This is a genomic window from Tepidiphilus olei (genome assembly GCF_006980705.1).
Lineage (GTDB): Bacteria > Pseudomonadota > Gammaproteobacteria > Burkholderiales > Rhodocyclaceae > Tepidiphilus > Tepidiphilus olei.
This window is the reverse complement of the sequence record NZ_SBHO01000001.1, coordinates 488794-503972: the sequence shown is the minus strand read 5'-3', so window position 1 is coordinate 503972 and position 15179 is coordinate 488794. Positions and strand designations below refer to the sequence as shown.

The window sequence follows — 15179 nt, the reverse complement described above, 5'->3', positions numbered from 1 at the left end:
TCACTCGAACCGCTCGCGACGATTTCTTCCCCGGCGCTCATAGCGCGGAGGCGGGCAGGAGAAACACCTTGTCCTCCGCCGTCTCCGTGGCGAGCCAGGTGAAGGGAAGTTCGGGGAAAGCCGCTTCCACGAGCGCCCGGTTGTGGCCGACCTCCACGGCGAGCCAGCCCTGCGGCGTGAGGTGGCGCTTCGCTTCGGCGAGGATGCGCCGCACCACGTCGAGCCCGTCTTCGCCCGCGGCGAGCGCGAGCGTCGGCTCGTGGCGGTATTCTTGCGGCAATTCGGCCATGGCCTGCATCGTGACGTAGGGCGGATTGCTTATGATCAAATCGAATGATTCCCCGGCAAGCGCCGAGAACACGTCCGAGCGCAGCAGCCGTACGCGATCCTGCAGGCCGTAGGCTTCGACGTTGATGCGCGCGACCTCCAACGCATCGTCCGAGAGATCGGCCGCCACGATCTCCGCCTGAGGGAATGCGTAGGCGGCCACGACCGCGAGGCAGCCGGAACCGGTGCACAGGTCGAGCACGCGATGAATCGCTTCCGGCTGCTCTATCCAGGGGGAGAAGCGCTCCTCGAGCAGTTCGGCGAGGAAGGATCGCGGCACGATCACGCGCTCGTCTACGTAAAAGCGAAACGGTCCCAGCCAGGCTTCGTTGAGGAGGTAGGCCGTCGGCACTTTATCGACGGCACGGCGCTCCACCAGCTCGGCAAGGCGTTGGCGCTCGGACTCGGTGAGACTCGCATCGAGGAACCACTCCAGGCGCTCGCGCGGCAGCTTCAAGGCGCCGCTCACCAGCCACACCGCTTCGTCGATCACGTCCTCGCAGCCATGGCCGTAGAAAGCTTCTTCGCTCTCGAGCCGAGTGACGGCGTAACGCACCCAGTCGCGCACCGTGATGAGCGCTTCGGTCTCGTCGTGATCGTGCGCTGCGAACATCGGATCGTCTTCAAACTCGGGCATCGTCATCTCCGGCAGGGGGCAGCAAACGTTCCAGTACACCGCGGTAGGCCGCGGCGAGCGGCTCGAGTTCGGCGAGCGCCACCGATTCGTCGATCTGGTGGATGGTCGCATTCACCGGTCCGAACTCCACGATCTGCGGACAAATGGCGGCGATGAAGCGACCGTCGGAGGTACCGCCGCTCGTGGAGAGCCGCGGCCGGATCCCGCAGGCTGCCTCGATGCTCTCCGACAGGGCGGTGATGAGTTCGCCTCGGGGGGTGAGAAAAGGGCGACCGCCCAGTTCCCAGGTAAGCGAGAAGGGCGCACCGTGCCGGCGCAGCATCGCCTCCACTCGCTCTTGCAGGCCCTCCGGCGTCTGCTCGGAGGAAAAGCGGAAATTGAAGGTCATGCGGCATTCGCCGGGCACCACGTTCGTCGCGCCTACCCCGGCATGCAGGTCGGTCACCTGCAGCGATGTCGGCGGAAAATGTTCGTTGCCCCGATCCCATTCGGTGGCTACGAGCTCGGCGAGCGCCGGTGCCAGGCGATGCACGGGATTGGCGACCAGATGCGGATAGGCGACGTGCCCCTGTTTGCCATGCACCGTGAGCCGGCCGGTGAGCGAGCCGCGCCGGCCGTTCTTGATCGTGTCGCCGAGCGCGTGTTCGCTGGTGGGCTCACCCACCAGCGCGTAGTCGAAACGCAGGCCGCGCGCTTGCAGGATCTCGACCACGTGGCGCGTGCCGTGGACTGCCGGTCCTTCTTCGTCTGAAGTCAGCAGAAAGCCGATGGAGCCCCGAGGCGAGGGATGCTCGGCGAGAAAGGATTCCACCGCGCACACCATGGCGGCGAGCGAACTCTTCATGTCGGCGGCGCCGCGCCCGTAGAGCCTGCCCTCGGCCACGGTGGCGGAGAAAGGGGGGAAACGCCAGCGATCCTCGGGGCCGGGGGGCACGACGTCGACGTGCCCGGCAAAGACGAAGAGCGGCCCCTCTTCGCCGCGCCGCGCCCAGAGATTCGCCACGCCGCCCGCATCGAGGCGCTCCAGCGTGAAACCGAGCGCAGCGAGCCGCTCACCGATGAACTGGAGGCAACCGGCATCGTCGGGGGTGACGGAAGGGCGGCGAATGAGCACCCGGGCGAGCTCGAGCACGTTCATGTCTTGTTATCGGTCAAAGAGGGGAATTCGATTTCGCTCATCTGCGAAGGCGGGTCGACGTCGGCAGACGGAACGCCTCCGTCCTGTATCGACGTTTTCACCCCGGTATTCTGCAGTTCCCATTGCAGGTTGGTGGGCGAATCGGCCTGGGCGATGGCTTCTTCCACAGTGATGGCGCCGCTGCGGTAGAGCCGCACGAGATCCTGGTCGAAGGTCTGCACGCCCGGCGAGAGGGAGCGCTCCATCGCGTCCTTGATCATGGAGAGATTGCCTTTCTCGATCATCTCGGCGATCAGCCGCGAATTGACGAGAATCTCCACCGCAGGAATGCGTTGCCCTTGGACGTGCCGCACCAGGCGCTGGGCGATGATCGCCCGCAGAGCCACGCTCAGGTCCGAGAAGAGCAAGCTCCGGCTCTCGAGCGGGTAGAAATTCACGATGCGGTTGAGTGCGTGATAGGTATTGTTGGCATGCAGCGAGGCCAGCACCAGGTGCCCGGTGAGCGCATAAGCGATGGCCGCCTGCATGGTTTCCAGGTCGCGGATCTCGCCGATGAGGATGCAGTCCGGTGCCTGGCGCATGGCGCTTTTGAGCGCCTCACCCCAGGAGAGGGTATCGATGCCGACGTCGCGCTGGTTGACGAGCGATTTCTTGTGCTTGAAGAGGTATTCGATCGGATCTTCCACCGTGAGGATGTGCCCAGGTAGAGTCGCGTTGCGATGATCGATCATCGCGGCGAGCGTGGTCGATTTTCCCGACCCCGTGGGGCCCACCACCAGGATGAGCCCCCGCTTGCCCAGAGCCATTTCGCCCAGGACGGGCGGCAGACCTAAAGCCTCGAAAGAGGGGATGTCGCGGCTCACATAGCGGATCACCACTGACGGGCTGTTGCGCTGCCAAAACGCGTTGATGCGGAAGTTGCCGATCTCCGAGACGCCGAGCGAGAAATTGAGCTCTTTGCGTTCGACGTAGCGCTGCCACAGCGTCTCGTCGGCGATGGCCTCTTCCAAGATCCGCCGTACCTGTTCGGGCTTCATCACCTGCTGGTTGATCGGCGCCACGATGCCGTTGATCTTGATGTGGATCGGCGCGCCCGCCGTGATGAAGATGTCGGAGGCGCTGCGATCGTGCATCGCGCGAAAGAGTTTTTCCAGCACCGGTGTAACGATCGGCATGATGATCGACTCCTCAGGCGCCGCGCAGCAGTTCGTTGATCGCGGTCTTCGCGCGCGTCTGGGCATCCACGCGCTTGACGATCACCGCGCAATACAGGCTGTACTTGCCATCCGGGGAGGGGAGGCTGCCGGGCACGACCACGGCGCCGGAGGGCACACGCCCGTAGAGGATCTCACCGCTTTCGCGATCGTAGATCTTCGTGCTCATTCCCAGATAGACGCCCATGGAGATCACGGCATTCTCTTCGACGATCACGCCTTCGACGATCTCGGAGCGCGCGCCGACGAAGACGTTGTCCTCGATGATGACCGGCCCCGCTTGCACCGGCTCGAGCACGCCGCCGATGCCCACGCCGCCGGAAAGATGCACGTTCTTGCCGATCTGGGCGCAGGAGCCCACCGTGGCCCAGGTATCGACCATCGTGCCTTCATCGACGTAGGCGCCGATGTTCACGTAGGAAGGCATGAGCACCACGTTCTTGGCGATGTAGCAGCCGCGCCGCGCCGCCGCCGGGGGCACCACGCGAAAGCCGCCCGCGCGAAACGCCGCTTCGTCGTAGCGGGCGAACTTCGGCTCGACCTTGTCGAAGTAACGCGTCTCGCCGCCTTCCATGAGGCGATTGTCGCGCAGGCGGAAAGAGAGCAGCACCGCTTTCTTGATCCACTGATTGACGTGCCAATCGCCGTCGCGCTTCTCGGCCACCCGGATCGCGCCCCGGTCGAGCCCGTCGATCACCGCCTCCACCGCGTCGACGAGATCTTTGGGCGCGTTGCCGGGGGAGAAGCGAGTGCGCTCTTCGAATGCCGCGTCGATCAGCGATGCGACGCCTTGCCAGTCGGTCATGGGGTGTCCTCCGTGGATCGATTTTCAGTTTCACGAAACGCGAAATGGTATCATGCGCGGCTCGAAGCCCTCATTGGTCTTCCCTCATACGCCGTGCGACTCATCAAGATCAAACTGGCCGGTTTCAAGACCTTCGTCGAGCCAACCACCCTCGTGCTCCCCGGGGCATTGGTCGGCATCGTCGGCCCCAATGGCTGCGGCAAATCGAACGTGATCGACGCCGTGCGCTGGGTGCTCGGTGAAATGCGCGCCTCCGCCCTGCGCGGCGAGCAGATGTCGGACGTGATCTTCAACGGCTCGGACACGCGCAAACCATTGGCGCGCGCCAGCGTCGAGCTCGTCTTCGATAATGCCGACGGCAGCGTGCCGGGCCCCTGGGGGCGGTTTGCCGAGATTTCGGTCAAACGCGTCGTCGTGCGCGGCGGCGAATCCAGCTATTTCCTCAATGGACAGCGCGTGCGCCGCCGGGACGTGGTCGACCTCTTCCTCGGCACGGGACTGGGGCCGCGCGCTTACGCCATCATCGAACAGGGCATGATCTCGCGCATCGTCGAGGCGAAGCCCGAGGAGCTGCGCCGTTTCCTCGAAGAGGCGGCCGGCGTGACCCGCTACCACGAGCGGCGCAAGGAGACGGAAGCGCGGCTGCGGGATGCGCGCGCCCATCTCGAGCGGCTGGCCGACCTGCACGCCGAACTCGCGGCCCAGGCCGAGACGCTCGCCACCCAGGCCGAACGTGCCCGGCGTTATCGTGAGCTGGAAAAGCGCCTGCGCCTCGCACGGCAGCAATCCTGGGCGCTGCGGCGGCGCGAGGCGGCCACGGCCCTTGCCGCCGGAGACGAGCGCATCGCCGCGCTCGAAGCCGAGCTCGAACGGCAGCGGCAGGAACGAACGAGCCTCGAAGCGGCGCTCGAATCTGCCCGGGTCGAGGCGCAGGCGGCCGCCGCGGCGCTCGAATCCGCCCAGCAAGTTTATTTCGAGGCGAGCGCCCGGCTCGAGCGGGTGATCGAGGCCCGTCGCCACCGCGAGGAGACGCTCGCCGCCCTTGCCGAGCGGTTAGAGCGCATTGCCGAGGAATCGCAACGCTGGCAGGAAGAGGGCGAACAGGCCCGCCTCGACCTGGCGCGCTGGGACGAGCTCGCCGAACTCGCCCAGGGGCGTCGCGAGACGCTGCAGGAGCGGGTGGATTCGTTCGACGAGGTCCTGGAGGCACTCGGGCGTGCCCTGGAAGATACCCGCCACGGCGCGGCGATCGCCGAGCGCGAGCGGAACGATGCCCAGCGGCAGATCGCCGTCGAACGCGCCCGCATTGCCGCGCTCGAGCGCTCGCTGCAGGCGAACGAGACCCGGCTCGAGCGTCTGGCGCAGGAATCCTCGTCGCTCGAGGGCGGCGACGAGGAGGCGCTTGAACGCGAGCGCGCCCGGCAAGACACGCTCGCCGGGCGGGTGGAGGAGCTGCGTGAGGCACTGGCCGCCGCCCAAGCCAAAGCGCAGGAGGCGCAGGTACGCCTCGACGCCGTCCGCGACGAATTCCGTCGGCTCGATGCCGAACTCGGTCGGCTCGAAGCGCGCCGTCGGGCGCTCGCCGAAACCCAGGCGCGCTGCGCCGGGGCTGCAGGGCAGGAATACGCGGCCCTCTGGCCCAGGCTGGAAGTCGCCGCTGGCTGGGAAGCGGCAGCCGAAACGGTGCTCGGCCCCTGGCTCGGCGCGCGCCTCGTGCCGCTACCCGAGGCCGCGAGGCAGCTCGAACACGCGCCGCGTTCAGGGGAAGCCTGCCTGTGGCAGGATCTTCCCCTGGCGGACGAGCCGGAAGGCTTCGGGCCAGTGCCCCAGGGGGCAGTGCGCGCCGCGGCGGCGGTCTCCACGAGCGACCCAACGCTCGCCGGAGCCCTCCAGCGTCTCCTGGCCCATACCGTCTTCGTCGAGACGATCGACGAAACGAACCTCGCCTGGGCCCGCGAACGCGGGTTGCGCCTGGTCGACCGGCGAGGCTGGATTGCCGATCCCCATGGAGCGCGTAGCCTCGGCGCCGACGAGCGGATGCTCGCCGGGGTCCTCGAGCGCGCCCGCGAGCTCGGTGTGCTGGACGCCGAATGTGCCGAGCTCGAGCGGCAGCGGGAATCCGCCGCGGAGGAACGTTCCCGCCGTGCCGCTGCCTGTGACGAAACAAAGGAGGCACACGAGGCGCTGCGCCGCGAGCTGCAGCTAGCCGAAAAGCTGCAACGCGACCATGCGCTCGAGCTTGCCCGACTCGAGACGGTCTTTGAGCACGCCCGTCGTCGACGGCAGGCCATCGACGAAGAGCGTGCCGCCCTCTCTCATCAGGCCGAGCGCGAGCGCGCCGAGCTCGCCACGCTGCAGGAGCGCATCGCCGAGCTGCTCGAACGCGAGGCCGCGCTCGAAACCTCCTGCCTCGAGCGTCAGGCCGATCTCCGCCGTCAGCACGAACGCCTCGAAGAGGCCCGCACGCAGCGTCAGGCGCTCGCCCGCGAGCTGCAGGAGGCCGAGTTCTCCTGCCGCGAATGCGCCCTCAAGCGCGAGGAGAGCGAGCGCCGCGCCCGGATCGCCGCCGAAAGCCTCGAGCGGCTCGAGCGCGAGCGCGCCGAGCACGAGGCCGAACGCGAACGGCTCGCCGCCGCGCCACTCGAAGAAGAATCCCTCGTACGCGAAGCGCGCGAACACGCTGCCAATGCACTTGCCCAAGCCCGCCTGCGGGTGGACGAGCACCACCAGCAGCTCCGTACGCTCGAAGAAACCCGCCAGCAGCAGGAATTCGCCCTGCAACCCCTGCGCGACGAACTCGAGCAGGCGAGGTTACGGCGGCAGGAAGCGGTCGCGGCGCTCACCCACGCCGAAGAGCGGCTCGCCGAATTGGGCGCCGATCTGGCCGCGCTCGAACCCCAGCTCGACCATCTCGACGCCGCCAAGCTCGCCCGGGAGATCGAGCGCCTCGGACGCGAGCTCGCCGCGCTGGGCGAAGTCAACCTTGCCGCGCTCGAAGCCCTGCGTCAGGTGGAAGAGCGCAAGACGGCACTGGAAACCCAGCTCAACGATCTCACCACCGCCATCGGCACGCTGGAAGAAGCGATCCGGCGCATCGACCGCGAGACGCGCCAGGCGCTCGCCGCCACGTTCGATGCCGTCGATGCCCATTTCGGCCGGCTCTTTCCCCGGCTCTTCGGCGGCGGGCAGGCAAAGCTCGTGCTCACCGGCGAAGAGATTTTGGATGCCGGCGTGCAGATCGTCGCCCAACCGCCGGGCAAGAAGAATGCGAGCATCCACCTTCTTTCCGGGGGGGAAAAGGCGCTCACCGCCATCGCGCTCGTCTTCTCCTTCTTCGCCCTCAACCCGGCGCCTTTCTGCATCCTCGACGAGGTCGATGCGCCGCTCGACGATGCCAACACCGAACGTTACGCCCGATTGTTGCGGGAGATGTCCGGCACGACGCAACTTCTCTTCATCAGTCATAATAAAATCACAATGGCGGCGGCCGAGCAGCTCATCGGCGTCACGATGCAGGAGCAGGGCGTCTCGCGCATCGTCGCCGTCGATATCGACGAAGCGCTTCGGCTCGCCGAAACGCCCTGAGGCCAGCCCGCGCGCCGACGCAAAGGAATACGCATGGATACCGATCTACTCGTCGCACTGGGAGGCGTGCTCGTCATCGTCACTGCTGGATTCTTCGGCTACAGCAAGTGGCAGGAGACCCGCAGCCGACGCACCCTCGAGCGCACCCTGCACACGCCGTCGCACGACCCCCTGCTCGACACCAGGCATGACGAGACCCCGGAGACGTCTGGAGAGGGTGGGGAAGGAGACCTCGTACTCGATCCGGTTCGGCACGCTCCGGCCCGGCGAGAATACGCCGCCGCGCCGTCCGTATCCCGCGCTCCACACCATCATCCCGACGGTCTCAAGGAAGGCGTCGATCTCATGGTGCGCCTCGAATCGCTCGGCGGCATGGATGCCGCGGCGCTCAGAGAAGTCGTTCTGCGTGAATTCCGCGATTCGCCGCGTCCGGTCGGCTGGTACGTTTTCGACGATGCGAGCAACGACTGGCAGCCACTCACCGCCAAAACCGAGGGTCAGTATCACCTCGCGCTCGCCTCGCTGCAGCTCGCCGATCGCAGCGGCGCCATCGGCGAGAAAGACTATCTGCGTTTCACCGGCGGCGTCGAGCGTGTGGCCGACCAGCTCGGCGCCGTGCCCGGGGCCATCGAATCGCGCGTCACCGTGCTCGAGCGTGCCGCCGCGCTCGATCGCTTCTGCGCCGAGGTCGACGTACAAATCGCGGTCAACGTCGTGCCGCGCAATGCCCCGATCCCGGGTACCAAGATCCGGGCCGCCGCCGAAGCGGCCGGTCTCACGCTCGGTGAAGACGGTCTCTATCGCCTGCTCGACGATCATGGTGTTCCCTTGTACGCGCTCGCCGATCTCGACGGGCGCCCCTTCCGTCAACCCGACATCAAATTGCATCAGGCAAACGGGGTCACCCTCTTTCTCGAAGTCACCAAGATCCCCTCGCCGGTGGTGTTCGACCGCATGTTCACGTTTGCCGAGAAGCTCGCCTCCACGCTCGATGGCCAGCTGGTCGACGATGCCGGCAACCCCATCACGCCTGAGGCCGGTCGGCTCATCCGTGATCGCATCGCCCAGATCCACCAGCGCATGAAAGCGCAAGAAATCCCTCCCGGCAGCGCCATCGCCCGTCGCGTCTTTGCCGGATGAAAGGACCGTCATGACCTCCCATGCCCCGCCGGAGGCGGTCGAGCGCGCCCGCTGGCTGCGCGAGGAGATTGCTCGGCTCGATCATGCCTACTACGTGCTCGCCGAGCCGCTCGTGCCGGATGCCGAATACGACCGGCTCTTCCGCGAACTCGTCGAGCTCGAAACCCGCTACCCCGAGCTCGTCACCCCCGATTCCCCCACCCAGCGCGTGGGCGGCAAACCGGCGCCCCAATTTGCCGAAGTCCGGCACGAAGTGCCGATGCTCTCGCTCACCAACGCCTATACCGACGAAGAAGTATATGCCTTCGACCGGCGTTGCCGCGAGCTGCTCGGCGTCGAGCGCATCCGCTATGCCTGCGAACCGAAATTCGACGGGCTCGCCGTCTCGCTCATCTACCGCGACGGCATCTTCACTCTCGGCGCCACCCGGGGTGACGGTTTCACCGGCGAAGACGTCACCGCCAACCTGCGCACCCTTCGTTCCATTCCCTTGCGCCTGCGGCTCGATTCCCCGCCGACGTTGCTGGAAGTGCGCGGCGAAGTCCTCATGACCCGCGAGGACTTCAAACGCCTCAACGAAGCGCAGCTCCGGGCCGGCGAAAAAACCTTCGTCAACCCGAGAAACGCCGCCGCCGGCAGCCTGCGCCAGCTTGATCCCGCCGTGACCGCCAAACGGCCGCTGCGTTTCTACGCCTACCAGCTCGTGCGCCTCGAAGGGCACCCTTGGCCGGAAACGCACAGTCAGGCGCTCGCGCTGCTGCAACGCTGGGGTTTTCCCGTATCGGATGCGCGCGCGCTCGCCGACGGCATCGCCGGCCTGCTCGCCTACTACCGACGCATGGAAGTCGAGCGCGACCGCCTTCCTTTCGACATCGACGGTGTCGTCTATAAAGTCGATGATCTGGCCGCGCAGCAGCGTCTGGGCACCATCGCCCGGGCGCCGCGCTGGGCCATCGCCCACAAGTTTCCGCCGCAGGAAGAGATCACCCGCCTCATCGGCATCGAAGTGCAGGTCGGACGCACCGGCGCGCTCACCCCCGTCGCCCGGCTCGAACCCGTCTTCGTAGGGGGCGTCACCGTCACCAACGCCACCCTGCACAACGAAGACTACATCCGGGACAAAGACATCCGCATCGGCGACTGGGTTGTCGTGCGCCGTGCGGGCGAAGTCATCCCCGAGATCGTCAAGGTACTTGCCGAGCGGCGCGATGGCAGCGAACGCCCCTTCGTCATGCCCACGCATTGCCCCGTGTGCGGTTCGGCGGTGGCCCGCGACCCCGACGAAGCCGCGGCCTATTGCACCGGCGGCATGTACTGCCCCGCCCAGCGCAAACGCGCCCTCGAGCACTTCGCCTCGCGCCTGGCGATGAACATCGAGGGGCTGGGCGAGAAACTCATTCACCAGCTCGTGGATTTCGGCTGGGTCGAAACCCCGGCCGACCTCTACGACCCCGACAAAATCGACGCCGAGCGGCTCGCGAGCCTGCCCCGCATGGGGGAAAAATCCGCCGCCAAGCTGATGGCCGCCATCGAACGCAGCAAGAAGACCACGCTCGCGCGCTTCATCTACGCGCTCGGCATCCGGCACGTGGGCGAGGCCACCGCCAAGCTTCTGGCCGAGCACTTCGGCGCGCTCGAACCCCTCATGCAGGCCGGGCTCGAGGAGCTCACCGCCATCGAGGGCATCGGCCCGGTGGTGGCGCAGAGCATCCGCGACTTCTTCGACGAGCCGCACAACCGCCAAGTGATCGAGCGCCTGCGCCGGCTCGGCGTGCAGTGGGAAGAAAGCACACCCGCGAAGCAGAGCAGGGCGCTCGCCGGCCTCACTTTCGTGCTCACCGGCACGCTGCCGCGGATGAGCCGTGAAGAAGCCAAGGCGCTCATCGAAGCGCATGGCGGCAAGGTGAGCTCTTCCGTGTCGAAGAAGACCGACTACGTCGTGGCCGGCAGCGAAGCCGGCAGCAAGCTGCAGCGGGCGCTCGAGCTGGGCGTTCCCGTCATCGACGAAGACACGCTCGAGCGCCTGATCGCCGAGCGCAGCACAACCCAAGGATGAACCCATGGATCAATCGCAGGAGTCGAACGAGATGAAGAAAGCCGTGCGCAAGGCCGTGTTCCCCGTGGCTGGGATGGGCACCCGGTTCCTCCCCGCCACCAAGGCGAGCCCCAAGGAAATGCTGCCCATCGTCGACAAGCCCCTCATCCAGTACGCCGTGGAAGAAGCGGTGGCCGCCGGCATCACCGAGCTCATCTTCATCACCGGTCGCACCAAGCGCTCCATCGAAGACCACTTCGACAAAGCCTACGAGCTCGAATCCGAGCTCGAAGCCCGCGGCAAGAAAGAGCTCCTCGACGTCGTGCGCAAGACCGTTCCCAAGGGCGTCAACTGCATCTACATCCGCCAGTCCGAAGCGCTGGGTTTGGGACACGCGGTGATGTGTGCCGAATCCGTGGTCGGCGACGAACCCTTCGCCGTGCTACTCGCCGACGACCTCTGCGACCACCCCGAAGGCAAGCCCGTGCTCGCCCAGATGATCGACGTCTACAACTACCACCGCTGCTCGGTGCTCGGTACCATCAACGTCGCGCGCGAAGAAACGCGCCAATACGGCATCGTCAGCACCGAGCCCGAAGCCCGCGGCAAGATCCAGCGCATCACCGGCATCGTCGAAAAACCCAAGCCCGAAGAAGCCCCCAGCACCCAGGCCGTGGTCGGGCGCTACATCCTCTCCGGCAACATTTTCGAACACCTGCACCGCATCCAACCCGGCGCCGGCGGCGAACTGCAACTCACCGATGCCATCAGCTCACTGCTGCAGGAAGAAGCCGTGCTCGCCTACGAGTTCGACGGCGTACGCTACGACTGTGGCTCCAAGTTGGGTTACCTCAAGGCCACGGTCGAATTCGCCCTGCGTCATCCCGAAGTCGCCAGCGAGTTCCGCGACTTCCTGCGCGCCCGCTCGGTGGGGCTGTAACGAAAAAGCCCCTTCGGGGGCTTTTTCGCGAAAGGAGGCTCAGGCGAGCGCCGTCTGCTTCGCCGCGCGGCGGCGATCGTGCTCCTGCAGGTGGCGCTTGCGCAGGCGGATCGACTTCGGCGTGATCTCCACCAGCTCGTCGTCCTCGATGAACTCCACCGCCGCTTCCAGCGTGAGTTCGATCGGCGGTACGAGCCGGATCGCCTCGTCCGAGCCGGAAGCGCGGATGTTGGTGAGCTGCTTGGTACGGATCGGGTTCACCACGAGGTCGTTTTCCCGCGTGTGGATGCCGATGATCATCCCCTCATAGACCGCATCGCCCGGATTGACGAACATGCGCCCGCGATCCTGCAGCTTCCACAGCGCGTAGGCCACGGCCTGGCCGTCGTCCTGCGACACGAGCACGCCGTTGCGCCGTCCGCCCACGGGGCCGGCGAGCGGTCCGTAGCCGTCGAAGATGTGGCTCATGAGCCCCGTGCCGCGCGTGAGCGTGAGGAATTCGCCCTGGAAGCCGATGAGGCCGCGCGCCGGCACGCGGTACTCCAGCCGCACGCGCCCCTTGCCATCGGGCGCCATGTCGAGGAGCTCCGCCCGGCGGCGGCCCAGTTCCTCCATCACCGCGCCCTGATGGCCTTCCTCGATGTCGACGGTGAGCCGCTCGTAGGGTTCGTGTATCTCGCCGTCGATCTCCTTCAATACCACGCGGGGCCGACCCACCGCCAGTTCATAGCCCTCGCGGCGCATGGTCTCGAGGAGGATGGTGAGGTGCAGTTCGCCCCGGCCGGAGACCTCGAAGCTGTCGCCATCTTCGCCAAAGCGCACGCGCAGCGCCACGTTCTTGAGCAACTCCTTCTCCAGCCGCTCACGGATCTGGCGGCTGGTGACGAATTTTCCTTCACGCCCGGCGAGCGGCGACGTATTGACCATGAAGGTCATGGTGAGCGTGGGCTCGTCCACCTCGATCGGTGGCAGCGGTTGCGCCGCCTCGGGGTCGCACACCGTCACGCCGATGCCGACCTGTTCCACACCGGAGATCATCACGATGTCGCCCGCCACCGCCTCGGGCACGGCCTCCCGCTCCAGGCCGACGAATTTCAGCACCTGGCCGATCTTCGCCCGGCCCAGGTTCTGCTCGCCCAGCCACACGCTCACTTCCTGATTGGGGCGCAGGCGCCCCTGGCGGATGCGGCCGATGCCCAGCTGCCCGACGTAGCTCGAATAGTCGAGTGAGCAGATCTGCAGCTGCAAGGGGGCATCGATCGACACCGGAGGGGGCGGAACGTGTGCGATGATGGTCTCGAAGAGCGGCCGCATGTCCTTGCCCGGTTCGTTCAGATCCAGCGTGGCATAGCCCTGCAGTCCCGAAGCATAGACGATGGGGAAGTCGAGCTGCTCCTCGCTCGCATCCAACTCCGCGAAGAGGTCGAACGTGGCGTTGATCACCCAGTCGGGGCGCGCGCCGGGGCGGTCGATCTTGTTGATGACCACGATGGGCTTGAGCCCCTGCGCGAGCGCTTTCTTGGTGACGAAGCGCGTCTGAGGCATGGGGCCTTCGACGGCATCGACCAGCAGCAGCACGCCGTCGACCATGGAGAGCACCCGTTCCACTTCACCGCCGAAATCGGCGTGGCCCGGGGTATCGACGATGTTGATGTGGGTGTCGCCATAGCGGATGGCGCAGTTCTTGGCCAAAATGGTGATGCCGCGCTCGCGCTCGAGATCGTTGCTGTCCATCACCCGTTCCGAGACGGTCTGATGCTGGGCAAATGTGCCGGATTGTTTCAGGAGCTGGTCGACGAGGGTGGTCTTGCCATGATCGACGTGCGCGATGATGGCGATGTTGCGAATGGCGGAGGACATGGACTTCCAGACGTACGAAAACGCCAATTATAACAAAGGGGCAGGGCGGCGTCGTGTACAATTGCGCATCCATCGGTTCGACCCGGAAAACCCCATGTTCGCGATCATCGGCGGCACTGGCCTCACTTCGCTCAACAACCTCGAAATCGTTCATCGTCAAGTCGTCCGCACTCCCTACGGCGATCCTTCCGGGCCGCTCACGATCGGCCGCATCGCCGGGCAGGACGTCGTCTTCCTTGCCCGCCACGGCTATGGCCACACCTACGCACCGCACCGCATCAACTACCGGGCCAACGTTTGGGCGCTGAAACACGTGGGGGTAAGCGAAGTGATCTCGGTCGCCTCGGTGGGCGGCATCCAGGAGCGCTATGCTCCTGGCACCCTGGTGATTCCGCACCAGATCATCGACTACACCTGGGGGCGCGTGTCGACCTTTTTCGAGGACGAAGAGGCCCCGGTCACGCACATCGATTTCACCCTGCCATTTACCGCTTCATTGCGCGAGCGGCTGATTCGCGCCGCGGACGGAGCAGGGGAGCCGGTGATCGACGGCGCCGTCTATGCTTGTACCCAGGGGCCACGCCTGGAGACCGCCGCCGAGATCGACCGCCTGGAGCGCGACGGCGCCAACGTCGTCGGCATGACCGCCATGCCCGAAGCAGCGCTCGCCCGCGAGCTGGGGCTTGCCTACGCCGCGATCAACGTGGTGGCAAACTACGCCGCCGGTCGCGGCGCCGACGCGAACGAGATCTCATTCACGGAAATCGAAGCGACGCTTTCCGAGACCATGGCGCGGGTGCGGCACGTACTGGAAGCGTTTGCAGTACTCCCACTCATCTCGTCGCCATGAAAATCATTCCAAGGGCCACGCCGAGCAGCGCGGTTCCGACGAGGCGGTCGAGCCATCTCATTCGCTGCGCCAACCAGCCATGAATGCCGGTCGATGAAAACAACCACGCAACCAAGGCAAACCACAGAAACGATTCCGTGACCAGTAGCATGAAGACGAGAAGTGCATCTGCCGGGCTTGCCTCCGGTGTCAGTACCTGCGACAGGATCGAGCCAAAATAGGCCATGGCCTTGGGATTGAGTAGGTTGGTCATGAAACCGGCGAGGAATGCCTTACCGCGAGGGGGGCGCGTATTCTCTTCCGGCAGCGTGCCATTTGAGATAAGGCAGCGGATTCCGAGGTAGCCGAGATAAAGGGATCCCGCGACGGAAAGCAGGCGGGACAGCGTAGGCAGAGCGTCCAGCAGTAGGGACAAGCCGAACAGGCAGAACAGCACATACAGGCCAATCGCGCAGGCCACGCCGCCGGCAGCAGCCACACCAGCTCCGCGACCGGAAACGATCGACAGCCGGCTGATCACCGCGAAGTCAGGACCCGGCGAAATCAGCGCCAGTGCGTGAACAAGAAACAGAAGGAAAAAAGCGCCCGCAGTCATGTTTCCGCAGGAATGACATTCTGAACCATCCGCACATTATCCCTCGAGCGGCC

The 15179-nt window shown here is 65.9% G+C and carries 11 protein-coding genes; 5 read left to right on the top strand and 6 right to left on the bottom strand.

What is annotated here, in order from left to right; all coding sequences use genetic code 11:
* Nucleotides 1–37: 37 nt before the first annotated feature.
* The 4 genes from prmB to dapD are packed head-to-tail and all read right to left on the bottom strand — an operon-like array spanning nt 38 to nt 4121.
* Nucleotides 38–964, bottom strand: a complete 927-nt coding sequence (prmB, locus tag EPD80_RS02420) for a 50S ribosomal protein L3 N(5)-glutamine methyltransferase (protein ID WP_185957671.1) — start codon at nt 962–964, stop codon at nt 38–40.
* A complete protein-coding gene (gene dapE / locus EPD80_RS02415; RefSeq protein WP_142809101.1) occupies nt 951–2102 on the bottom strand; it encodes a succinyl-diaminopimelate desuccinylase in 1152 nt (383 codons plus the stop codon). Before dapE ends, prmB begins: the two co-directional genes overlap by 14 nt.
* Nucleotides 2099–3277, bottom strand: a complete 1179-nt coding sequence (locus EPD80_RS02410) for a PilT/PilU family type 4a pilus ATPase (RefSeq protein WP_142809099.1) — start codon at nt 3275–3277, stop codon at nt 2099–2101. Before EPD80_RS02410 ends, dapE begins: the two co-directional genes overlap by 4 nt.
* 13 nt (nt 3278–3290) lie before the next feature.
* Nucleotides 3291–4121: a 2,3,4,5-tetrahydropyridine-2,6-dicarboxylate N-succinyltransferase gene (dapD, locus tag EPD80_RS02405; RefSeq protein ID WP_142809097.1), complete on the bottom strand. Its 831-nt coding sequence runs from the start codon at nt 4119–4121 to the stop codon at nt 3291–3293.
* Nucleotides 4122–4133: 12 nt separating this feature from the next.
* Between dapD and smc the strand changes: the two genes are divergently transcribed.
* Genes smc through galU form a run of 4 tightly spaced genes read left to right on the top strand, consistent with a single transcriptional unit; the run spans nt 4134 to nt 11821 of the window.
* Nucleotides 4134–7706, top strand: a complete 3573-nt coding sequence (smc, locus tag EPD80_RS02400; RefSeq protein ID WP_185957670.1) for a chromosome segregation protein SMC — start codon at nt 4134–4136, stop codon at nt 7704–7706.
* A 33-nt stretch (nt 7707–7739) separates the two neighbouring features.
* Complete coding sequence (locus tag EPD80_RS02395) at nt 7740–8846, top strand: cell division protein ZipA C-terminal FtsZ-binding domain-containing protein (RefSeq protein ID WP_142809093.1); 1107 nt, start codon at nt 7740–7742, stop codon at nt 8844–8846.
* Nucleotides 8847–8856: 10 nt separating this feature from the next.
* Nucleotides 8857–10902, top strand: a complete 2046-nt coding sequence (gene ligA, locus EPD80_RS02390; protein WP_142809091.1) for an NAD-dependent DNA ligase LigA — start codon at nt 8857–8859, stop codon at nt 10900–10902.
* A 4-nt stretch (nt 10903–10906) separates the two neighbouring features.
* Entirely contained in the window at nt 10907–11821 is a 915-nt protein-coding gene (gene galU, locus EPD80_RS02385) for a UTP--glucose-1-phosphate uridylyltransferase GalU (protein WP_221928780.1), read from the top strand.
* A gap of 39 nt (nt 11822–11860) precedes the next feature.
* On the opposite strand, the gene typA is transcribed toward galU, so the two are convergent.
* Entirely contained in the window at nt 11861–13681 is a 1821-nt protein-coding gene (typA, locus tag EPD80_RS02380; protein WP_142809089.1) for a translational GTPase TypA, read from the bottom strand.
* A 94-nt stretch (nt 13682–13775) separates the two neighbouring features.
* On the opposite strand from typA, the gene EPD80_RS02375 reads away from it, so the two are divergent.
* Nucleotides 13776–14531, top strand: coding sequence for an S-methyl-5'-thioinosine phosphorylase (locus EPD80_RS02375; protein WP_142809351.1), 756 nt, complete (start codon nt 13776–13778; stop codon nt 14529–14531).
* On the opposite strand, the gene EPD80_RS02370 is transcribed toward EPD80_RS02375, so the two are convergent.
* Nucleotides 14515–15126 carry a LysE family translocator gene (locus tag EPD80_RS02370; protein ID WP_142809087.1) on the bottom strand — a complete coding sequence of 204 codons (612 nt, stop codon included), beginning with the start codon at nt 15124–15126 and terminating at the stop codon, nt 14515–14517. The genes EPD80_RS02375 and EPD80_RS02370 overlap by 17 nt on opposite strands.
* Nucleotides 15127–15179 lie beyond the last annotated feature (53 nt).